Raw genomic sequence first — 22,021 nt, forward strand, 5'->3', positions numbered from 1 at the left:
AAGCCGCTTTGCAAGATTGCAAAGCGGCTTTTTAATATTCAAAATTTATTTAAAACCTCAATTAGTCGACTATTTTAATTTTGACGTTTGTTCCATTGGGTAGATCTTTAATTTGCTCACCAATAATACCGATGAATTCGAAATGAATTTTAACATCGACAGGCTTAAGATTGTTAACTGTATATTCTCCTCCTAAAACCGGCATTTTCTTATAGCTGTAAACCTGGTGATCACCTAAATAAATACAGGCATCTTCAAGTTCCTTTAACAATTGAGGCATGAACCAGTTATCCACTTTTTCATCGTCATTTAAAAAGCTGTAAAACTCTTGTTTATCATCAGCAACTTTCGATAAATCACACATATCCGTTGCAAGCCAGTAAATACAATCATCATATCCTATAAAGAACAGATCGCCCAGCTTTGATATCATTAAAATTTCCTTGAAATCTTTTATCAACCATAACCAGGTATCCATTAAGCCGGCAGCATTTATACCGTTTAAATTTATTATAAGCTCATCTAAATAGTAATCCATATAAGTTAGATTGTTAACACCTACTCTCAAAGTTAATATCCCTTCTGAGGTTTTTGCTTTTTACTCCCCAAAGTTTTACCGACGATATCACTTTTTTACCGGTATTTCTCCGATGTTTTACTGCCGTTCACCGATAACCGCACTTGCTTCGCCTAATAAACCTAACGGCAGGGTGCCTTTTGTGTGCAATTTTGGATCACTAAACAACAACAAATAAATGCCATGAAAACTTTACTCGCAATTCAATTGATCCATTTAGTTATGAAAGCCGCGGAACATGCCGTTGTTATCGTTCATTCTATAGGTCATTTAATAAAATAATGTCCCGGCACCCCGAGGGATGGTTCTTTCACCTTTGATAAATCAATAACCCAAAACGCATGTTATCTTAAAAAGGTACAGCGTATGAAAAAAGGAGATGAAGTAACCTGGAAATGGGGAAAATCCCAAGCTGAAGGCCATATCGTTAAAAAGCATGATAAGCCGGTAAGCAAAACTATAAAAGGCGCAAAAGTTAAACGCAATGCCAGCAAACAGGAGCCGGCTTATGAAATTGAACAGAAAAACGGCAGCAAAGTGCTGAAATCTGAAAGTGAAATAAAGGCTCCCTGATTGGAGGAACTTTTGCAAAGGGTATTGCAAGCCTGGATGATAATCATTCGGGCTTTTTTGTGCGTTGAGTCGCTTAAATCCCTGGCCTCTGAATTCGAATGATATTAGGTGTGGAGGGCTTGTCATCCTGAGTGTTTAAATCCGGAGGCCTCTGAAGGTGAAATGACAAAAGAGGGCCTGTCAGTCTGAGCCTGTCGAAGACTCGCGCAGAGGCCTGCCCACCATGCTTCGACGGGCTACCCATGACACCCTTTTTTATCTTCCAATCCGCTTTCACCGTAAAAATTGCGCACTTCGCCGAAAAACTCATGGTTATTTCATGAATGTGATGCATTTTTACCCTATGACAAAACAACCTATCATCACTGTAAACAACCTGGTAAAAAACTATGGCGATTTTGCAGCCGTTAAAGGCATTAGTTTTGAAGTTTACGAAGGCGAGATCTTCGGCCTGCTTGGCCCCAACGGTGCCGGTAAAACCACTACCCTCGAAATTATTGAAACCCTTCGCGATAAAACATCCGGCAGCATCATTGTTGATGGCTTCGACATTGAAACCGATGCCGACAGCATCAAAAAACGTATAGGCGTACAGTTACAAGCCGCCGGTTATTACCCCAACCTCAACCTGTCGGAGTTGATCGTATTGTTTTCGGGCCTGTACGGTATCGACAAAACACCGATGGAGATGCTGGAAAAAGTTGCCCTTACCGATAAAGCAAAGGCTAAATATAAAGACCTTTCCGGGGGGCAAAAACAGCGTTTTTCTATCGCCACTACATTAATCAATAACCCAAGGATCATATTTCTGGATGAGCCCACAACCGGCCTAGACCCGCAGGCCCGCCGTAACCTTTGGGATTTGATCCGCGAGATCCGCGACCAGGGAACCACTGTAGTGATCACTACCCACTATATGGATGAAGCCGAAGTACTATGCGACCGTGTTGCCTTTGTCGACGGCGGCTACATCATTGGCATTGATACCCCCGACCATTTTATCGACGAGCTTGTAGCCACAGGCTTTGAACGCAAAAAGCAGGTAAAACTGGCCAACCTGGAGGATGTATTCATTAATTTAACCGGCAAGGAATGGCGGGAAGGATAGCCCCCAGCCCCCTGACGGGGGAGCCAGTATGCAGTTTTGAGTTTGCAGTTAGCACTCTAAAATGCTCCATGCCCCAATGACGCTGACAGGCAAAATGACTCAATGACCTAATGACGCCTAATGGCAAATGACATAAAAGGATGAACAATAAATACAGCAATACAAAAGCAACCCTGGCCATTGCCAAAGCCAGTTTCCGGTCGATATTACGCAGCCCTTCGGCGGTGGTGTTTACGCTGGCTTTCCCATTAATATTTATCATTGTTTTTGCTAATATTGGGGGTGGCGGTATGTCGATAGATGTGGGCGTAGCCAAAGGCAGCGATACATCCGCCAATAACCCGGTTTACACTGCGCTTAAAAAAAACAAGATCATGCACCTTATCCATGATCAAACGGCTGATGAAATGAGCAAAAACCTGGCAAAAGGTAACCTTGATGCAATACTTGATCTTAAACCCTTTGCTCCCCCTGCTTCGATGACCGTTCATGTACAGTACAGCCAGGCATCGGGCGATAAAGGAAGTGTATTAAAATCAGCCCTGAACAACATTTTTTATCGTATTCAGTCGGAAGAATTGAAACGCATTCAGTCGTACACCACAGTTAAAGTCCCCAACCTGATCGACCTTAAAGAAGAAACCATAAGCGGCCGCCCATATAAATACATCGATTTTATTTTACCCGGCCAACTGGGCTTTTCGTTGCTAAGCAGTGGTGTTTTTGGTACAGCTTTCGTATTTCTGAGCTTACGGTTAACATTGGTTATCAAACGCTTTTTTGCAACCCCGGTTAAACGTTACAGCATTGTTTTGGGCGAGGCTATTGCGAGGCTGGCCTTTTCCCTGTTAGGTTCGTTATTTATTATACTGGTTGGGCATTACATGTTTGGTTTTACGCTGATCCACGGCGTAACAACTGTACTAAATATGCTGGTACTTTCGGCCATCGGGTTGATCATTTTCATGGGATTCGGCTTTACTGTATCTGGCATCGCCAAAAACGAAAGTTCGGTGCCGCCGCTTTCCAATATTATCACATTGCCGCAGTTCCTGCTTTCGGGCACTTTTTTTCCATCACCGCCTTCCCCAACTGGCTGCAATATATCAGCAAGGTATTACCGCTTACCCATTTAAACGATGCCATGCGCAAAGTGGCTTTTGAGGGCGCGGGTTTAGGTGACGTTACACACCAGTTACTGATTCTTTTTGCCTGGTTTATCGGAATCTATGCGGTGGCCGTAAAAACGTTTAAGTGGGAATAGCAGGAAAGATGCAGGATTTGAGATTTCCGAATAACCGCGCTTGACGCCTTTTTGCTTCGTACTACCCCAAATTTTAAAATCCAGACTTACGAAGTTTTAGAAACTTTGTAAGTCTCAACCATATTACCACCAGAATCTAAACCCAAATACTTAACATTATTTTAACATTAACGGTGTTAATATTAACATTAATATAACATTTAGGAAATATATTTGCAGAAATAATCTCTGCAATGACAATCAAGTCCGTCAATTCCATCGCTTTAGTGCTCTTTTTATTAACTATATGTTCAATTACTGTTAAGGCGCAAGATTCAAAAGTAGGCACCTGGGGCATAGTAACCGTAGTTTTGCCGGGCGATAGTTCCCACAAATGGGGTGGTTATACCGAGTTTCAAACCCGTACCAATAATGTATTCAGCCAGTTTCAATATTATGAGGTTAAGGCTGGTGTGAGTTATGATATAGACAGAAACTTTACCGCGCTTTTAGGTACCGGCCGCTACACTACTTTTGATTATATGGATATTGGTAAAGGCCCTACAACTACCGAAACCCGTTTTTGGGAACAGATTACCAGCAACCAGTTCCTGTACCGCATAAAATTGGAACACCGCTATCGGGTAGAGCAGCGCTGGGTTAACGGCGATTACCGTAACCGTTTCCGCTATAGACTTAACGTATTTGTGCCTTTAAACAGTACCAAAATTGAAGCCAAAACCTGGTTCATTTCTGTTTTCGACGAAGTATTCCTTAATAATAAGGTACCTAACTTTGAACGTAATCGGATATCGGCCGCAGTAGGTTATCAGTTTGATAAATCGTGGATCTTACAGACTGGCTGGATCAACCAATATAATTATTCGGCTGCCGCTAAAAGCGATAAGGACAATATTATGCTCATCCTGATGTACCGCATCCAGCGTAAAAATGCCGTGCAGCGTGAGCACGTCCCTACTACGAGCGATTAATCACCATTGAGTGGGATGATTACGTTGATTTTATTTCTGGGATTACACTGATTCTTTTTCTGATTACACCGATTTTTTTAAACTGAATTAAAAAACCTACCCCCGGTTGCCGTGTCTCCACGGCAACCAAATTTCAAACCTTCCCCGGTTGCCGTGGAAACACGGCAACCGGGGAAGCAAGGAAAGAAAAATCCTATAAATCATAAAAATCCACCCAAATCCCGGTTCAGACATCCGTTTTCATGAAAAAACCACTCATTCTATATTAATTTCATGTTAAATCGCATCATTAATTGCCTATAATCGTTACAAATACAAAATTTCAATTGCGTTTTCCTTATTTAGGCATTAACTTAGCCGCCGTTATTAATAGTATTCATTCAAACCACACTCTGACAATTCACTATGAGCATAATAATTGATGTGCATGCCCGCCAGATCTTAGATTCGCGCGGTAACCCTACTATTGAGGTAGAAGTTTTAACCGAGAACGGCGCATTTGGTCGCGCTGCTGTACCTTCAGGTGCATCAACCGGCGTTCACGAAGCTGTTGAGCTTCGCGATAACGACAAATCAAAATACATGGGCAAAGGCGTTTTAAAAGCCGTTGAAAATGTAAACGAAGTTTTGGCTCCTGAATTAAAAGGTATCGATGTGTTTGAACAAAATGCTATCGACGCTTTAATGATTGAAATTGACGGTACCGAAAACAAAGGTAAAATTGGTGCCAACGCTATATTAGGCGTTTCATTAGCTGTAGCTAAAGCTGCTGCCCAGGAAAGCCGCCAACCTTTATACCGCTACATTGGTGGTGTAAATGCTAACACGCTGCCAATCCCGATGATGAACATCGTTAACGGTGGTTCACACTCTGATGCCCCTATCGCTTTCCAGGAATTTATGATCATGCCGGTTGGCGCTCCTTCATTCTCTGAGGCTTTACGTTGGGGTACCGAAGTATTCCACAACCTGAAAAAATTCTTCATGACCGCGGTTTATCAACTGCAGTAGGTGATGAAGGTGGTTTTGCTCCAACTTTTGAAGGTACTGAAGATGGTGTTGAAACCATTTTAAAAGCTATTGAAAAAGCAGGGTACAAAGCCGGCGAAGATATCTTCATCGCTTTTGACTGTGCTGCATCTGAATTTTACAAAGACGGTAAATACGACTATACTAAATTTGAAGGCGAAAAAGGTGCTATCCGCACCAGCGCTGAGCAGGCTGATTACCTTGCCGAATTAGTTGAGAAATACCCTGTTATTTCTATCGAAGACGGTATGGCAGAAGACGATTGGGAAGGCTGGAAAATCTTAACCGACAAAATCGGTAAAAAAGTACAGTTAGTAGGTGACGATTTATTTGTAACCAACACTAAACGTTTACAAAGAGGTGTTAGCGAAGGTATTGCTAACTCAATCCTGGTAAAAGTAAACCAAATCGGTTCACTAACCGAAACTATCAACGCGGTTACTTTAGCTCAAACTAACGGTTTCACCTCAGTAATGAGCCACCGCTCTGGCGAAACTGAAGATTCAACCATTGCTGACCTTGCTGTTGCATTAAACTGCGGCCAGATCAAAACCGGTTCGGCTTCACGTTCAGACAGGATCGCTAAATACAACCAGTTATTACGTATCGAAGAAGAATTAGGCTCTAACGCTAAATTCATCGGTAAAGATTTCAAATACTTTAAAAAGTAATTTTTGACGATATGAAAGGCCATCTGTGTAAAGCAGGTGGCCTTTTTTGTTTTAGCTAAAAAAGAGGGCCGTCACCCTGAGCCCGTCGAAGGGTCGCGCGCAGAGGCCTACCCACATGCTTCGAGTACCTACCCATGACAAGATAAAAAATGTGGTTTTTCGCAGCAGATCAGCTTCGGGTGAAAACGAGCAGAACGATGCTGGCGGTGCCATGGCAAGTTTTTGCAGAAGCGGAGGCATTGCGTGCGAATCGGGGCAAAATAATTGCAGCCCGTGGTTCTATTCGTTTTGCAGGGTGAAGGCCGCGCCGATGGCTATGGGGCCAGATTGTGCGCAAAGAAGCCTCTCTGCTGCAAGCCTTTTTGGTTACTTTTGTGGCGACAAAAGTAATTGGCCCCGCGCGGCCAGGAGCGCGACGATGTAAGTCAAATACTAATGAAGCCCGTTACCAGCCTGTCGGGGGTTGCTTCATTCCTTACAGCAATGACGTGACGCAGATGTCATTTTACCTTCAGAGGCCACCGGATTTAAACACTCAGCATGACACCTTGATAGATGTGCATTGTTATAGTTATCTATCTCAATCACCTATTTTTTCATACCTTTGCCTCCTGCAACTAAAGCCATATAATTAAACTAAGGCAACCACGTTATAATAACTTGTTAAAATAAACTAATGAACAAAAAAGGGATTTTGAGGATATTGGGTATAGTGCTGGTATTAGTTTTAAGCATCGGGCTTGACAGGGTTACTAAAATTTACGTTAGGGAGCATATTCACATCACCGATAACATTTTTGTTATCAAAAACTTTTTCACCATTCTGCATGCCGAAAACACGGGAGCTTTTTTAAGTCTTGGCGATTCGCTGCAAAACCCATGGAAATTCATACTGCTATCGTTGCTGCCTTTACTGGCCCTTGCCTTTGGCGTTTTTTATGTCATGCTAAAACCGTCGATAGGTAAATTAACCACCACAGGTATCGTTTTGGTTATTGCCGGTGGTGCAGGTAATTTATACGACAGGGTGCTATACGGCAGTGTAACAGACTTTATGCACATGAACTTCGGGATCTTTCAAACCGGCGTATTCAACGTGGCCGATGTATCTATTATGATAGGTATGGGCTTAATCCTGTTGGAATCATGGCAAAAAGATCGTAAGGCCAAAAAGGAACAAGGAACCCCTGATACCGAAACGCTGGCAGCCTAATCCGGTGCAGTTCTTGCTCTTAAAAATTTCTTAACAATAAAAAGCGTATCTTTGCAGCTAATTACCCGTTCGCTTACGGTTTTGAGCCCAGCAAACTCTTCAGATCCGCTTATGCTTTCGCGTTAGCACATTATATATTACAAACAATCAGAATGTCATTCGAAAATTTAAATTTAATTGAGCCCATCCTCAAGGCTTTAAAAACAGAGGGATATACCACACCTACTCCAATACAGGCACAAGCCATTCCTATCATATTACAACACCGGGACTTATTGGGCTGTGCCCAAACCGGTACAGGCAAAACAGCGGCCTTTGCTATCCCCACCCTGCAATTATTACACCAGGACAGGATAGCCCACAAAGAGCAAAAAACCATTAAAGCATTGGTTTTAACCCCAACCCGCGAGCTTGCCCTTCAAATTGGCGAAAGTTTTACCAATTATGGCAAACATACCGGCCTTAAAAACCTGGTTATATTTGGTGGTGTATCACAAAACCCGCAGGTTGATGCTTTGCGCCGCGGTGTTGATATTTTAGTGGCAACACCGGGCCGTTTGCTGGATTTAATGAACCAGCGTTATGTTCACCTGGAGCATGTTAAATTCCTGATACTGGATGAAGCCGACCGTATGTTAGATATGGGCTTTGTTAACGATGTTAAAAAGATCATAGCTAAAGTACCGGCAAAAAGGCAAACATTGTTCTTTTCGGCCACCATGCCAAAAGAGATCCAAAGCCTGGCAGATAGTATCCTGAATAACCCCGAAAAAGTTGAAGTTACCCCGGTTTCATCAACTGCGGATACCATTCAGCAAGCAGTTTATTATGTGGATAAGGGAGATAAGAAATCGTTGCTGATCCATATCCTGAAAGATAAGGACATTAAAACCGTTTTGGTATTTACCCGTACCAAACACGGTGCAGATAAAGTGGTTAAAGACCTGAACCGTGTAGGTATCACTGCCGAAGCCATCCACGGTAATAAATCACAAAATGCAAGGCAGCGTGCTTTAACTAACTTTAAAAACCGCACAACCCGAGTATTAATAGCTACAGATATCGCGGCCCGTGGTATTGATATTGATGACCTTACCCATGTTATCAACTACGAGTTGCCAAACGTACCCGAAACTTATGTACACCGTATTGGCCGTACGGGCCGGGCTGGTGCCAATGGCATAGCATTTTCATTTTGCGATGCTGAAGAGCTGGAATTTTTGAAAGATATCCACAAGCTAATAGCCAAACAGATTCCGATTGAGGAAGGTCATCCATACCCGCTTAGTCCGGCAGCTATGGCAGCTAAAATAAACGAAGCGCCTAAAAAAGGTGGCTCGGGCGGCGGCCAGCGTGGCGGCGGTGGCGGCCGGGGCGGCAACCGCAGGTCAGGAGGTGGCGGCAATAACCGTCCGGGCGGTAACGGCCGCTCAGGCGGCAATAAAAGATCAGGCGGCAGCCGTTCAGAGGCTGGTCGCGGCGGAGCCAGCGGTATGAGTGGAGCTAAAAGAGGATAAATATTAAGTTGATTAAGTGAATGATTGATTAAGTGAGTAGTTATAATCTCCGAAAACCAACCACTCACCTAATCAACTCAATCAACCATTCACCGCAAAAAACTTTCCTGTTAATAAGTTAATAAGCATATTTGTAACGGTCGAAAAAATTAAATAGCTTTAAATGAAAATTATCCAGCCGGTATCAATGAAACGCCTTATAGATCTTTTCAAGAACAAGTTTTTCCTGGTTACCATTGCTTTTGTGGTGTGGATGATATTTTTTGACAGGAACGATCTTTTTTCGCAATACCAATACCACCAGCAGGTTAAAAAACTAAGGCTCGAGCGCGATTTCTACAAAGCCCAAACCGACCAGGTGACCAAAGAGCTTAAAGAATTAACCACCAACCCACAGCAAATGGAAAAATTTGCCCGTGAAAAGTACCTCATGAAAAAAGCCAATGAGGATGTTTACGTGGTAATCCCGGAGACGAGGGAGAAGTAAAGTGTAGTAAAGCTGGGGCCCGTGCGATTCCCTCCACTGGAACCTACTGTGTACATATCTTTTTAACGTTATCATTAATAGAAAAGAATGTCATTTCGACAGAATCAAGGGTGGGATTTGCGCCCCGGAGGCGAGGAGAAATCTTCTACGCCTTGCTTTTACAGGTACAGTGTAGAGCTTGATGTAGAAGATTTCTCTTTCGCTACACCGCTCAAGCCCCCCAGCTCTATCGAAATGACATTGAGAAGAAATAAACAGTGGCTTGAAATCGCACATGCCCCGCTTTTTTTCTTTCTTCCCCTGCCTCTTACTTCTTGCGGTCTTGACTCTACTACCTTACACTTCCCCTTCCCGCTTCCTCAAAAACCACTCGGTTGATAATAGCAGCAGGATCAACCCAAACAGCCATTTCAGATCTATCAAATCGCTGTAATGCTTATCTTCATAAACCACCGTTTTGATGTTCTCATTTTTGCGGATCAGGTCGGCAAGCTGGCTTAGCTGCGATGGTTTGATCATTTGCCCGCCGCTTTGTTTGGCCAGGGTATTAAGCAATGTATGATTAGCAGCGCTTTGGCGGGTTTCGAGGTTAAGCGGTTTTATGGTTAATTGTCCGGTAGCTTTAAACTCCTGTTTGCCGTTTTGGGTTGATGCATTGTAGGTGTATTCGCCTATGGGGAGGGTACCCGCATCAAGTTGATAGCTTTGCCCGGTACGTGTAAACAGGAAGCTATAGTTTTTTCCGGCCGTGCTTTTCAGCTCTATCTTCACATCAGGGATGTTAATCAACTCAAGGGCTTCATTATATAACTCGGCATTAAGGATCACGTTTTCCCCTTCATCAAATACATTACGGGCCGGATAAACACGAAAACGCTGACGGTTTGCGTTGGCAGTTAAATACTGTACCGTTTGGCTCAGCAATTCGTCAATAGCGTTGCGGTTACCATAGTTTTGATATTCGGCCAGTTGCCAGCGCCACAGCCCTTCGCCGGTTAATACGGCTATACGCCGGCCAGCCTCATCGCCAAAGGCCAGTAAAGGATAGGTAGTAGCTACAGTCCCGATCTTTTGTTTCAATAAAACTGAAGCACCTGCAGCGGTTCCATAACCGCCGAACGGCGCTATTAATGGCGGAAAGGCGGTAATCTTTTTTCGCGCTGAATCTGAGAGGGTGAAAGCCGTAAAATCATTAGTTGGCAGGGGCATCACTTCCTGGGTTTCAGCACGGCCTGCGCTTATGCGCACCGTGTTTTGCTCACTGTTAACGGCCTGCAGGTTACTTTGTGAACCAACGATATACCAAACCGGTGTTTTGCTCTTAGCAATAAAGCTTTTTACCGGCGGGTATTCGCCTGCCGAAAGCTGGTACAGGATCACCAGGCTATAATCTGCCGGTTTAATGCTTGCAGCATCAGCAAGTGAACTTGCCTTTACCTCAAAGTTTTTATTGGTTTCGATAGCCTGCTTAATCACCGTTAAATCGGGATGCGGACCGTTGTATAACAGCAGCACCTTTTGCCGGGCATCAAGCACTTCCACATAAATAGTTTCGGTATTGTTTTGGATGGATAGCTCGTTCTTAACAGGAGCAATGCTGATAGTATATTTTCTGATGCCTTTTTTAGCTGCGTTCAGCTTTATGGGGACGATTTTTTTAAAATCGTTTGCGGTTACCGCAATGCTTTGGGCGTACACCTGTTTACCATCTTCGGTAACCGACAGGTTCATACTTTCGCCCTTGCTTTGGTAGGCCGTGGCAAGCACTTCTATCACAAAATCATTTCCTAAAAAGGCCGTTTTGTTATAGTTTACATTTCCGATGAGCAGATCGCGCTTAGCCGTAGTATCGCCAAGGGCTATGGTGTAAATACTGGTTTTGATATTCCTGGCCTCATATTGCGGATCATTACCCTGGTTGTATAAACCGTCAGTTGCCAATATCAGCGCACCGATGTTTTGATTAGTGAACCTGTCGTTAAGCTGGTGCAACGCGCCTGCTATATCGGTTTGCTTACCATTAAATTTTTTGAAAGACTGGGATGCAGGGCTTTGTCAAAATTAAACTCCTGCACATCATACTTGTCGCCAAGTTCCTGTTTTAGTTTAGCCAGATCATCGACAAAGACAGATGAGTTAAAGCCTGCAGGTTTAAAAGTATTGATGGACGATGAATTATCCTGCGCAATAAGCACTAAAGGCTTTTGCGGCTCATATTTAACCGATTTTACCAGGGGAGAGATGAGCAGCACCGTTATGAAAAACACGGTAACCGCGCGGATAGCGGTAAGGACATAGCGTAAGTTTTTACCAAGATCAACCGGCTTGCGATACATGAGCCAGGCATATGCCAAGCCAAGCAATAAACCGGCAGGCAACCACCATCCCGAAACAGAACCCCATGTAAGTGAAAACATTTGTAGCTATAGTATCATCAGGGCGCAGATCATCCGGCCCAATAAACATTACCTGCAAAATGCGAAATTATTGTGAAAGGAGGGGAATAAGTTTTAAACCTCACCCAACCCTCTCCAAAGGAGAGGGCTTAAAAGCTTTTTCAAGTCTCCCCTTTTGGGGGAGATTTAGAGGGGGTGCATTCTTACAACATACCACCATCAACAGGGATAACCTGTCCGGTGATGTAAGCGGCCATATCAGATGCAAGGAATACACAGGCATTGGCTACGTCCTCAGTTTCACCCGCGCGTTTAAGCGGAATACCTGCTGCCCAGCCTTCAACAACTTTAGGGTCGAGCACTTCGGTCATTTCGGTGCGGATAAAGCCCGGGGCAACTACGTTGGTACGGATGTTACGTGAGCCCAGTTCTTTAGCTACTGATTTAGAGAAACCAATGATACCTGCTTTTGAGGCAGCATAGTTGGCCTGGCCGGCATTGCCCTGCACACCAACAACCGAGCTCATGTTAATGAATACACCTTTACGGTTTTTCATCATGATTTTTGAGGCAGCCTTGGTAACATTAAATATCGATTTCAGGTTTACGTCGAGCACTTCGTCCCAGTTTTCTTCGGTCATGCGCATCAGCAAACCGTCTTTAGTGATACCGGCATTGTTGACAACAATATCAAGCGTACCGAAATCAGCAACAATATCGGTAATCAGTTTATCAGCCTCGTCAAATTTGGAAGCATCAGAACGGTAACCTTTTACTTTAGTGCCAAAACTTTGCAGCTCCTGCTCAAGGGCCTGGCCTTTTTCAACAGACGACAAATAAGTGAAAGCTACATTAGCGCCATGCTCGGCAAATTTTTCGGCAATCTTGCGGCCTATTCCTTTTGACGCGCCGGTAACCAACGCGGTTTTTCCTTCTAATAATTTCATAATTAAAGTATATGATTTCAGGGCGGTGAAGTTAGGTATTTAGTTGGAAAGTTGAAAAAGTCCATGGTCGATGGGCCATAGTCCATGGCACTTAATTTTGGCTATGGTCTATCGACTATGGTCCATCGACTTAAAAACTATTTCAAATACTCCGCTGGTATCGGGTTATCCTTGCGCTCACCGTCATAAAACCATGCCAGAATCCAGAAACGGGTGCCATCGTTAAAGAGTTCAATGCTGTTGATGCCGCGCTCGGTTACAGGGCCGTCGGCTGTGTTGCGCGATTCATAGGTACTCCATACATGGTAAATACTGCCAAATTTTTCAACGCGGCGGGCTATCTCCCGCTCATCAAAACCATTTTTTGACAATGATGGGTCGGCCAGTTTGTGGTATTCCTTCAACGTCATATAGCTAAACTGCTGTTTGCCTTGTTTATCGGTATAGCCTGCACCAACATGAGCATTGGCAATATGCAGCAGGCTGTCGCGCTCATAGCTTACCTTTTCGCCTTTCTTAACCGAGACCACATCGTAATAAGCTTTCATGATGCCATCAAGCGTGCTTACGTTATCTCCGTATTTGGTAATAACCTGCGAATGCGCGGGAAAAGTGATAGCAATGGTAATTATAGCGATGAGCAGCGGCAGGATATTCTTTTTCATACGGATGATGATTTTGTATAAATCAGATTTTAAATGAATTAACAAAAAATATCCGGGATATTATAGGCCAGAATAACTGAAAGTTTTAAAATAAAAATGTCATTTCGACGGAGCGGTAGAGATCAGTGCGTCGGGGCGAAAGAGAAACCTTACACGCCTAAACCAGCTTTAAGCATAGCGTAGAAGATTTCTCCTCGCAGCCACCGCTTATGGCCTTTATGCTCGTCGAAATGACATTCTTCTATAAGAAGTTTAACTTAAAAAGTAGTATTCAGCGACACTCCATAGGTCCGCGGGTTGCCTAAGTGTGTCGCGCCGAAATCATAGGCATAATCAATGTATTTTTTGTCGGCGATATTGCTTTCCCAAAAGAACAACCCAAACCTTTTGGTGCTTACACCTACCCTCGCGTTGAACTTGTTGTAGCCTTTTTGTTTTATCTGGTTTGCCAGGTCGAAATACTGATCGCCAAGATAGCGCCACTCGCCGCGGGCAATCAATTTAGTTTTCAGCAGCCCGCCCAGATCATAGCCATATTGCAGGGCCAGCATGCTGGTGATGTTAGGCGTATAAATTTGCTTGTTGCCTTTTAAATTCACTTCTTCACCATTGCTGCCAACTACTAAAGTAGTATAACGGGCGTGGGTGTAACCAAAATTGTAATCAAACTCCAGGCCTTTAATTGGGGTGGCGTTAATTTCGGCCTCGATACCTTTGCTGCTTAACTTGCCTGCGTTTTTGGTAATGGTAATAGCATCAGGCAATACCAGTGTTGGTACCTGGGCATCGGTAACGCGGGTGTAAAACGCGGTTACGTTTACACGGATCCGATTATCTAAAAAGTCGTTTTTTGATCCTACTTCAAAATTATTGCTGTACTCGGGCTTGAAAGAATAAAGCGGCGGAGAAGAAGGATCAGAACCTAATTCGGTAATGCCCCCGCACGAAAACCGCGGCTGTAAGTAGCAAACAGGTTATTATGTGCTGATACATGATAAGCCAGGCTAACCTTAGGCGTAAATGCTTTATAGTGCGCCGTTGATGAAGTATCCGAGCGGGTAACAACCGACTCGCCGCCCTTTGGCAGGAACTCGCCCATTACGTTTTCCTTTTTATGCTCGTAGTCATAACGCAAACCAGCTGTGATATCAAACTGCTCATTCACGGCATAAGTAGCCTGTCCGTAAACAGCTATGCCATAGTTTCGGTCGGTATTGGTATTGATACTGGTAAAATCAGTCATCGGTGAGCCAACAGCGCCGGCATCGTCACCAAAGTAAGTACCCTGCCTGTTTGGCGCATAGTGATAAAAGCCATAAGTACCGGCTGCCCATTTCAATTTTGAGGTTGATGATGCCGGCGAAGTAAAGCGGAACTCCTGAATGGTGGTTTTTACCTTGTTCCATTTGCCGCCATAATTATTTATGATAGATACGGCGTCGATAGGAGAAAAATCGCCATCGATAGGTGTGGTATAATAGCGGTTGTTTACCTGGTAGGATGTTTGCGAAGTGAAATTAAAATCATTGCCGCTGTAGTTGGCCGTTAATGATGACTGAAAAGTATTATCAACCATTTTAGTCGTAGCGTTCTGGTTAACCTCAAAAGGATGGCTTAAAGCATCATCAGGCGAACCTGCTAAGGTGAACGCGCCGTTGTTGCGGTTGTTGTAGTTTTTTACATTCAGCGTAAAGGCCAGTTTGGGGGTAGCCAAAAACTTCAGGTAGTAGTTACCCAAAAAGTAGTGCTGTTTATCAAAATGGGTATTGTTAAATGTATTGGTATAAAAACCATTAAAGCCAGAATATATTCCTGCTACGCCTAAATAGAATTTATCTTTTACCAGCGGCGCTTTAATACCTAACGTATAGCGTTGCTGATTGTAGTTACCCACATCAACACCGGCAAAACCGCTCAGGGTGTTTGATGGCTGCTTGGTGATCACATTGATAACACCGCCGGTAGCATTACGGCCATAAAGCGTTCCCTGCGGGCCGCGAAGCACTTCTATCCTATCCACATCCAGCAATTGGGGGATATAGGTATCCAGTCCGTATTGGTTTACACCATCAACATAGGTTGCAACGGCGGGGTCATATGATGTGGTAACAATACCGCGGATGCCGGTAACGGTACGGCCATCGCCGGGGGCGCCCGAGTTTAAGTTAGGTACAATGGCAGTAAGATCCTTTAAATCCCAAAGCCTGTAATCCTGGATTTGTTTGGCCGAGAGCGTTGAAATACTGAATGGTACACGTTGGGCCTGTTCTTCTGTTTTTTGCGCCGATACTGTAACCTCATCCAACTGGTTGCTGGCATCATTCAACTGAATTGTTATTGGGCGACTGGTACCGATTATAATTACCGGGATATTTTTAGCCGCATAGCCAATAGCGCTGATATGCAAGGTATATTTCCCGGCAGTTATGCTTTTTAAAATAAATTTTCCGCTTCTGTCGGCGCTGGTTTGGTAGTTGGTATTGAGCAAATACACCGTAGCGCCCGCGATAGGCTGGTTCTTGCTATCGGTAACGGTGCCCGAAAAGTCGCCCCTGGTTTGGCTCCGGGCCGAAAATGCAATAACAACAAATAATAAAGTAAATAATTTACGCATAAAACAGGTATAAATGTGCACAGATCACACATTGTAATCGATTGTCAATATTAGCAAATGACAAACAATTAACAGTTACGGACACATAAATATTACTTAATTATGTAAAAAATATATTGTGTAATTATAGTTACGTTGTCAGGGCCTGCGCGCGGTTATTCAAGTGTAAAATCACGTCTCAACCGCGACTTCTAAAACGGTTGATCATATTATGCCCGGGATAGTTCATCGGGCTTAACTCATGAAAAACATCAAATCATATAAATCAAAAAAGGCCGTATCCAAAAACAAGTGATGCGGCCTCTCATATTTTCAAAGCAAAAACCTTTCAGCTTTCGCCTTTATGCTTTAACCTTAAAAAGATTAATAACGGTAATATTCCGGTTTAAACGGACCTTCAACCGTTACGCCGATGTACTCAGCCTGGTCCTGGTCAAGTACTTCCAGCTCAACACCGATTTTTGCAAGGTGCAGGCGGGCTACTTTTTCGTCCAGGTGTTTTGGCAGGGTGTAAACTTTGTTTTCATAAGCGGCACCATTTGTCCAAAGCTCTAACTGAGCTAAAGTTTGGTTGGTGAACGAGTTACTCATTACAAAGCTTGGGTGACCGGTAGCGCAACCTAAGTTAACCAAACGGCCTTCGGCTAACACAATAACGTCTTTACCTTCAATGGTATATTTATCAACCTGTGGTTTAATTTCCACTTTGGTATTGCCATAAACACCGTTTAACCAGGCCATGTCAATCTCGTTATCAAAGTGACCGATGTTACAAACGATTGCTTTATCTTTCAACGCGCGGAAGTGCTGCTCGCGAACAATGTTCTTGTTGCCTGTAGCAGTAACCACGATATCAGCTTCAGTGATAGCAGTGCTTAGTTTTTTAACTTCAAAACCTTCCATTGCAGCCTGTAAAGCACAGATCGGGTCGATCTCGGTAACAATAACACGTACGCCGGAATTGCGTAAAGAATCGGCCGAACCTTTACCAACATCGCCATAACCGCAAACAACGGCCACTTTACCGGCCATCATCACGTCGGTAGCGCGACGGATAGCGTCAACCAATGATTCGCGGCAACCGTATTTGTTATCAAATTTTGATTTGGTAACCGAATCGTTAACGTTAATAGCTGGCATTGGCAGGGTTCCTGCTTTCATGCGCTCATATAAACGGTGTACGCCGGTGGTAGTTTCTTCTGATAAGCCTTTGATAGCAGCAACCAGCTCAGGGTATTTATCCAATACCATGTTGGTTAAATCACCGCCATCATCAAGGATCATGTTAAGCGGCTGGCGGTCTTCGCCAAAAAATAAAGTTTGTTCAATGCACCAGTCAAATTCTTCGGCATTCATGCCTTTCCAGGCGTAAACAGAAATGCCGGCGGCAGCAATAGCAGCAGCAGCATGATCCTGCGTTGAGAATATATTACATGACGACCAGGTAACTTCGGCACCAAGGGCAATCAGGGTTTCAATTAAAACAGCGGTTTGGATGGTCATGTGCAAACAACCGGCAATCCTTGCGCCTTTAAGCGGCTGGCTTGGGCCGTACTCTTTACGTAAAGCCATTAAGCCGGGCATCTCAGCCTCAGCCAGTTCAATTTCCTTCCGGCCCCACTCTGCCAGCGACAGATCTTTTACTTTGTATTTAACGAATGCAGTTTCTACTGATGACATATCGATTTTATTTTGAGAGTGCAAAGTTAACTGATATCCTTGTGAAAATGAAATGTTTGGTTTTCATTGACAAGAACGGGCAATTGTGCTATTTAGCAGCAAGAACTTAAAAAAGCTATCTATGCCTGTAACTGCTTTTGCACCTCTCCCTGCTGCATGGTCAGGTTACCATTATAAACCCCGCCATTTTCAACGGCCAGGTTCTGTGTTTTGATGTCGCCGGTTATGCGGCCTGTAGCTTTTATTTCAAGCGAGGAGGTATTAATATCGCCCCTTACCGTGCCATAAACAAAGATCTCTTTGGTACTTATATTTCCCTTAACCTCTCCCTTTTCGCCAAGGATCAGGCCCTCATCAACCATTACATCGCCGTTAACAAGTCCGTCGATCCGTGCAAAAGCCGGGGCTTTCAGGTTACCTTCTAATACACTGCCTTCGCTAATGAGGGTCGAGATTGCCTGTAAATCAAGCGCAACTTTATCTTTTTTAGAAAAAATAGCCATGTTTTTAAAGTCTTAACTTCTAAGTCCGAAGTCGATAGTTCTAAATCTGCATCATAATAATCCATGGTCAACTTCCGACTCAGGACTTAAGACTTCCGACTTAACAAACTTCCTGCTTAGAACTTATTTATTCAGGGTTAAAAAATTTACCGGGTTAACCGGCTTCCCGTTTTTACGTACTTCATAATGCAGATGTGCCCCCGTTGAGTGCCCGGTTGAACCTACCTTGCCTATGTTATCACCAACGGTAACCTGCTGCCCTACCTTCACTTCAATTTTTGAAAGATGGCCGTACAAGGTCTCCAGGTTGTTAATATGCTGAATCCTGACACATTTACCATATCCACCGGCCCATCCAGCAAAAACAACTTTGCCGCTGGCCGTACATTTTACTGCATCGCCCCGGTTACCTTTAAAATCAATACCAGGGTGAAACTCGGCATGTTCCGAATCAAAAGGATCGCTCCTGTAACCAAAAAATGAAGTAAACGAGCTGATCCTCGGATAGCCCATCGGGGTAAACGCAATAGTGCTTGTTAAACGCTTGAGGTAATCGTCATACAGACTGTAAGCTTCAGTATCGGGTAGTTTTACTCCTTCCCTGTTGCCATCGCCCCCGGTTCCTTTTACTGTGAAACCTTTAAGGCCGCGCCTTTTTAAATACTCATTTATAGTTTTAAGTTTACCCTCGATAGATTGAATGTACGACTGGGCAGTACCCTGCGTATTTACCTCTGCATTAACAACCGGCATGCTGCCTTTAAGTTTAGCTATCTGCGCCTGTAACTGCTGGTTTTCGGCCTCCTGTACAGTGCTTTTATGATGCAGGTAAAACACCAAACCACCAAGTACGGCTACAATAGCAGCTATGCTCCACGCGTAGTGTTTAAGCCTGTTAAGATGCTTGGTTTTTATTTGTAATGATTTTGTATGCTGTTGATTTTTGTTGATGATAACAACAGTGCTAATATCAGGTGTTTTAAGTTTCATCAAATTCAAAATAATTAGGGATATGCAAGTTAAAAATTACTGTTAATAAAACAATATTAAATGTATGTAAACAGGCTATCAATGAAATAGCCTCCTACGTTAATCGTCAACCAATTGTTATTATTGAGTTTTTATAAACGTAAACCAAGTATCATTTCTTATTTTTGTAACACTGATTTTATTGTAAAGCAAAAAAAATGATGTATCCGGAATATTTAGTAGCCCCGATGCGGGAAGATCTGACCAGGGTTGGTTTTGAAGAATTAAAAGATGCCGATGCTGTAAAAAACGCTATTGAAAGCGAAGGTACAGTATTTGTAATGGTTAACTCGGTATGTGGCTGTGCTGCGGCAAACGCACGCCCAGCTGCAAAAATTGCCGCCGCAAACGGCAAACATCCAGATAGACTGGTAACCGTTTTTGCAGGCATGGAAAAAGAAGCTGTTGATACCGCGCGTAACTATATGCTGCCTTACCCGCCATCGTCACCTGCCATGGCGCTGTTTAAAGATGGCAAGCTGGTGCATATAATTGAGCGCTACCAGATAGAAGGCCGCCCGGCACAAATGATTGCCGATAACCTGATTGACGCGTTTGAACAATACTGCTAATTGAGCTGAAGGCCGAAGGCTTAAAGCAGAAAGCTAAAAAACATAAAAGAGCTGAGGGAAAATCCTTCAGCTCTTTTGTTTTGTTATTCAAAATCCGAAATCAAAAATTAGATATCCGAAATCAAATCGATGTCGTTCTGCTTTTATTTATCGTCGTCGTTTTTGTCCTCATCCTCTTCATCATCGTCAAAATCATCGAAGCTGCCCATGTCTTCGTCATCCTCATTAAATTCGCCAAAAAAGCGGTCTTCATCAAACATCAGTTCTTCCATCTTTTCCTGTTCGGGCGTACTGGTGTCAAAGCGGATGGCCCAATTGTCGGGGATATCATAGCTTTTATCAAATCCCCTGATCCATTCTACAAAAACCAGGCGAAACTCCTCTACCTTTTCCCTCATCAACTGTACATAGTCCTCTTCATTAATTTTCACCATTGATGCAAAAGATACGGCATTAAACATATCCTGCACCGCAAGTTTAATGAGCACAGCATTTTGCATCCGCAGCGAATACAGGCTACCACCTTCGGCGCCGGCAATTTTTGCCTGGATCAGAGCGGCATTACTGCACATCTGTATGGCCAGATGTTCTTTCATGCTGTCTTCCTTTAATGATTCGGCAATTACATCCGCCAGGTCAAATAATTCCTGCGATTTTTGGTATACCGGGAGCTTTTCAAACTTTTCGAGTCTACGGGCCATGGGGTAAATTTACTACTTATAACACAAGTAGCCTCATATATAGTATTAAAGGCTTATTAAAAAAACTATCTTTGCCGCATGAACATTCTGATCCTTGGTTCGGGCGGAAGGGAAAGTGCCTTCGCCTGGAAAGTAGCCCAAAGCGCTCATTGCGACAAACTTTTTATTGCTCCCGGCAATGCCGGCACCACCCAATACGGTACAAACGTAAATATTAAAGTTACCGACTTTGAAGGCATTAAAGCACTTGTTTTAAAAGAGGATATCAACCTGGTATTGGTTGGCCCCGAAGAGCCCCTGGTAAAAGGCGTTCATGATTTTTTCCTGGCCGATGAGCAATTGAAAAACATCCCGGTTGTTGGCCCGCGGCAAGAAGGCGCACAGCTGGAAGGCAGTAAAGATTTTTCCAAGCAGTTTATGGAGAGACATAACATCCCTACCGCTGCTTATAGAACTTTCACCAAAGATACCCTGCAAGATGGCCTAACCTATTTAGCTACCGCCGGACTACCGGTGGTATTGAAAGCCGACGGCCTTGCAGCCGGCAAAGGCGTACTGATCTGCCTTACTTTAGAGGAAGCACAAACCGAACTTACTGCGATGCTGGCCGATGCCAAATTTGGCGAAGCAAGCTCACGCGTGGTTGTTGAACAATTTTTAACAGGCATTGAACTATCGGTTTTTGTGATGACCGATGGCAACAGCTATAAAATTTTACCCGAGGCTAAAGATTATAAACGTATTGGCGAAGGTGACACCGGCTTAAATACCGGTGGTATGGGCTCTATCTCTCCCGTTCCGTTTGCCGACGCTGCTTACATGAAAAAGGTAGAGGAGCGCGTGATCATCCCTACTATTGAAGGTTTGAAGAAAGATGGCATCCCTTATAAAGGTTTTATTTTTATTGGCCTGATGAACAGCAATGGTGAACCCTGGGTTATTGAATACAACTGCCGTATGGGCGACCCAGAAACCGAGAGCGTAATGCGCCGTATCGATTCGGACTTTGTTGATTTGCTGTTAGGCGTTGCCGAAGGGAACCTGAACGAAAAAGAGATCATCATCAGCCCTAAAACAGCGGCCACCGTAGTCATGGTTGCGGGAGGTTACCCCGGCGAATACCTGAAAAACAAGGTGATTACCGGTACCGAAAACGTGCGCGACTCGATCGTGTTCCACGCAGGCACTTCAATGGATGGCAATGATGTAATAACCACAGGCGGCCGTGTATTAGCTATTACTACCGTACAGGATGATATGTTCAGCGCCCTGCAACAGGCTACTGCCGATGCAAGCCGGATTTATTATGATGGCATGTACTTTAGGAAAGATATTGGCTTTGACCTTCTTTAAGAGGTCATTGGGGCATTAGTCATTGAGTCATTTTTGCCTTGCTTCTCGTTCCCTCAGGGTCCTCTGCGAGAGACCCTGAGGGGGCAAAAGTTTCTGAACCGTGATTTTTAGGATTTATGGATTTCCCGGATAAATGGTGGGTAATCTAAAA

At 43.8% G+C, this 22,021-nt stretch carries 20 protein-coding genes and 1 pseudogene; 10 read left to right on the forward strand and 11 right to left on the reverse strand.

Annotation, left to right across the window (positions count from 1 at the left end; genetic code table 11):
* Positions 1 to 61: 61 nt before the first annotated feature.
* Positions 62 to 538 (reverse strand): T6SS immunity protein Tdi1 domain-containing protein, encoded by a 477-nt coding sequence (locus ACQ86K_RS26045; RefSeq protein ID WP_091165646.1) that lies wholly within the window; start codon positions 536 to 538, stop codon positions 62 to 64.
* Between the two features lie 405 nt (positions 539 to 943).
* On the opposite strand from ACQ86K_RS26045, the gene ACQ86K_RS26050 reads away from it, so the two are divergent.
* From ACQ86K_RS26050 to ACQ86K_RS26085, 8 genes and pseudogenes are all read left to right on the forward strand, one after another.
* Positions 944 to 1,150, forward strand: coding sequence for a DUF2945 domain-containing protein (locus tag ACQ86K_RS26050; RefSeq protein ID WP_091165643.1), 207 nt, complete (start codon positions 944 to 946; stop codon positions 1,148 to 1,150).
* 343 nt (positions 1,151 to 1,493) lie between these two features.
* Positions 1,494 to 2,258 (forward strand): ABC transporter ATP-binding protein, encoded by a 765-nt coding sequence (locus ACQ86K_RS26055; protein ID WP_091165640.1) that lies wholly within the window; start codon positions 1,494 to 1,496, stop codon positions 2,256 to 2,258.
* 140 nt (positions 2,259 to 2,398) lie between these two features.
* Positions 2,399 to 3,394 (forward strand): ABC transporter permease, encoded by a 996-nt coding sequence (locus ACQ86K_RS26060; protein WP_431199057.1) that lies wholly within the window; start codon positions 2,399 to 2,401, stop codon positions 3,392 to 3,394.
* Positions 3,395 to 3,755: 361 nt separating this feature from the next.
* The gene (locus ACQ86K_RS26065; protein WP_091165636.1) at positions 3,756 to 4,493 is read left to right on the forward strand and encodes a DUF2490 domain-containing protein; all 738 of its coding nucleotides are present in this window, start codon (positions 3,756 to 3,758) and stop codon (positions 4,491 to 4,493) included.
* A 405-nt stretch (positions 4,494 to 4,898) separates the two neighbouring features.
* Positions 4,899 to 6,193, forward strand: a pseudogene (eno, locus tag ACQ86K_RS26070) (phosphopyruvate hydratase).
* Positions 6,194 to 6,869: 676 nt separating this feature from the next.
* On the forward strand, positions 6,870 to 7,406 hold the full coding sequence (gene lspA / locus ACQ86K_RS26075) for a signal peptidase II (RefSeq protein ID WP_091165628.1): 537 nt from the start codon (positions 6,870 to 6,872) through the stop codon (positions 7,404 to 7,406).
* 152 nt (positions 7,407 to 7,558) lie between these two features.
* Complete coding sequence (locus tag ACQ86K_RS26080; RefSeq protein WP_431199058.1) at positions 7,559 to 8,923, forward strand: DEAD/DEAH box helicase; 1,365 nt, start codon at positions 7,559 to 7,561, stop codon at positions 8,921 to 8,923.
* A 163-nt stretch (positions 8,924 to 9,086) separates the two neighbouring features.
* Positions 9,087 to 9,410, forward strand: coding sequence for an FtsB family cell division protein (locus ACQ86K_RS26085; RefSeq protein WP_223266154.1), 324 nt, complete (start codon positions 9,087 to 9,089; stop codon positions 9,408 to 9,410).
* A gap of 336 nt (positions 9,411 to 9,746) precedes the next feature.
* On the opposite strand, the gene ACQ86K_RS26090 is transcribed toward ACQ86K_RS26085, so the two are convergent.
* The 9 genes from ACQ86K_RS26090 to ACQ86K_RS26130 all read right to left on the reverse strand — a co-directional run bounded on the left by ACQ86K_RS26090 (position 9,747) and on the right by ACQ86K_RS26130 (position 19,205).
* Positions 9,747 to 11,402 carry a hypothetical protein gene (locus tag ACQ86K_RS26090; RefSeq protein ID WP_431199059.1) on the reverse strand — a complete coding sequence of 552 codons (1,656 nt, stop codon included), beginning with the start codon at positions 11,400 to 11,402 and terminating at the stop codon, positions 9,747 to 9,749.
* Positions 11,403 to 11,410: 8 nt separating this feature from the next.
* On the reverse strand, positions 11,411 to 11,827 hold the full coding sequence (locus tag ACQ86K_RS26095) for a hypothetical protein (protein WP_431199060.1): 417 nt from the start codon (positions 11,825 to 11,827) through the stop codon (positions 11,411 to 11,413).
* Between the two features lie 182 nt (positions 11,828 to 12,009).
* Positions 12,010 to 12,753, reverse strand: a complete 744-nt coding sequence (gene fabG, locus ACQ86K_RS26100) for a 3-oxoacyl-[acyl-carrier-protein] reductase (protein ID WP_090529006.1) — start codon at positions 12,751 to 12,753, stop codon at positions 12,010 to 12,012.
* Positions 12,754 to 12,890: 137 nt separating this feature from the next.
* A complete protein-coding gene (locus ACQ86K_RS26105) occupies positions 12,891 to 13,418 on the reverse strand; it encodes a hypothetical protein (RefSeq protein ID WP_091165618.1) in 528 nt (175 codons plus the stop codon).
* 257 nt (positions 13,419 to 13,675) lie between these two features.
* On the reverse strand, positions 13,676 to 14,353 hold the full coding sequence (locus ACQ86K_RS26110; RefSeq protein ID WP_431200936.1) for a TonB-dependent receptor domain-containing protein: 678 nt from the start codon (positions 14,351 to 14,353) through the stop codon (positions 13,676 to 13,678).
* Entirely contained in the window at positions 14,341 to 16,032 is a 1,692-nt protein-coding gene (locus ACQ86K_RS26115; protein WP_431199061.1) for a TonB-dependent receptor, read from the reverse strand. The genes ACQ86K_RS26110 and ACQ86K_RS26115 overlap by 13 nt, the downstream gene beginning before the upstream one ends.
* Positions 16,033 to 16,395: 363 nt before the next feature.
* Positions 16,396 to 17,712 (reverse strand): adenosylhomocysteinase, encoded by a 1,317-nt coding sequence (ahcY, locus tag ACQ86K_RS26120; RefSeq protein WP_091165610.1) that lies wholly within the window; start codon positions 17,710 to 17,712, stop codon positions 16,396 to 16,398.
* 119 nt (positions 17,713 to 17,831) lie between these two features.
* Positions 17,832 to 18,215 carry a bactofilin family protein gene (locus ACQ86K_RS26125; protein WP_091165603.1) on the reverse strand — a complete coding sequence of 128 codons (384 nt, stop codon included), beginning with the start codon at positions 18,213 to 18,215 and terminating at the stop codon, positions 17,832 to 17,834.
* A 123-nt stretch (positions 18,216 to 18,338) separates the two neighbouring features.
* The gene (locus ACQ86K_RS26130; protein WP_091165599.1) at positions 18,339 to 19,205 is read right to left on the reverse strand and encodes a M23 family metallopeptidase; all 867 of its coding nucleotides are present in this window, start codon (positions 19,203 to 19,205) and stop codon (positions 18,339 to 18,341) included.
* A 200-nt stretch (positions 19,206 to 19,405) separates the two neighbouring features.
* On the opposite strand from ACQ86K_RS26130, the gene ACQ86K_RS26135 reads away from it, so the two are divergent.
* Entirely contained in the window at positions 19,406 to 19,816 is a 411-nt protein-coding gene (locus tag ACQ86K_RS26135) for a BrxA/BrxB family bacilliredoxin (RefSeq protein WP_091166947.1), read from the forward strand.
* Positions 19,817 to 19,959: 143 nt separating this feature from the next.
* On the opposite strand, the gene ACQ86K_RS26140 is transcribed toward ACQ86K_RS26135, so the two are convergent.
* Positions 19,960 to 20,517 carry a hypothetical protein gene (locus tag ACQ86K_RS26140; protein ID WP_091165595.1) on the reverse strand — a complete coding sequence of 186 codons (558 nt, stop codon included), beginning with the start codon at positions 20,515 to 20,517 and terminating at the stop codon, positions 19,960 to 19,962.
* A 78-nt stretch (positions 20,518 to 20,595) separates the two neighbouring features.
* Here ACQ86K_RS26140 and purD point away from each other — a divergent pair, with 78 nt between their 5' ends.
* Positions 20,596 to 21,870 (forward strand): phosphoribosylamine--glycine ligase, encoded by a 1,275-nt coding sequence (gene purD, locus ACQ86K_RS26145; RefSeq protein ID WP_091165591.1) that lies wholly within the window; start codon positions 20,596 to 20,598, stop codon positions 21,868 to 21,870.
* Positions 21,871 to 22,021: the final 151 nt, after the last annotated feature.

Origin of the sequence: Mucilaginibacter sp. P19, from assembly GCF_050632265.1 — a bacterium.
GTDB lineage: Bacteria > Bacteroidota > Bacteroidia > Sphingobacteriales > Sphingobacteriaceae > Mucilaginibacter > Mucilaginibacter gossypii.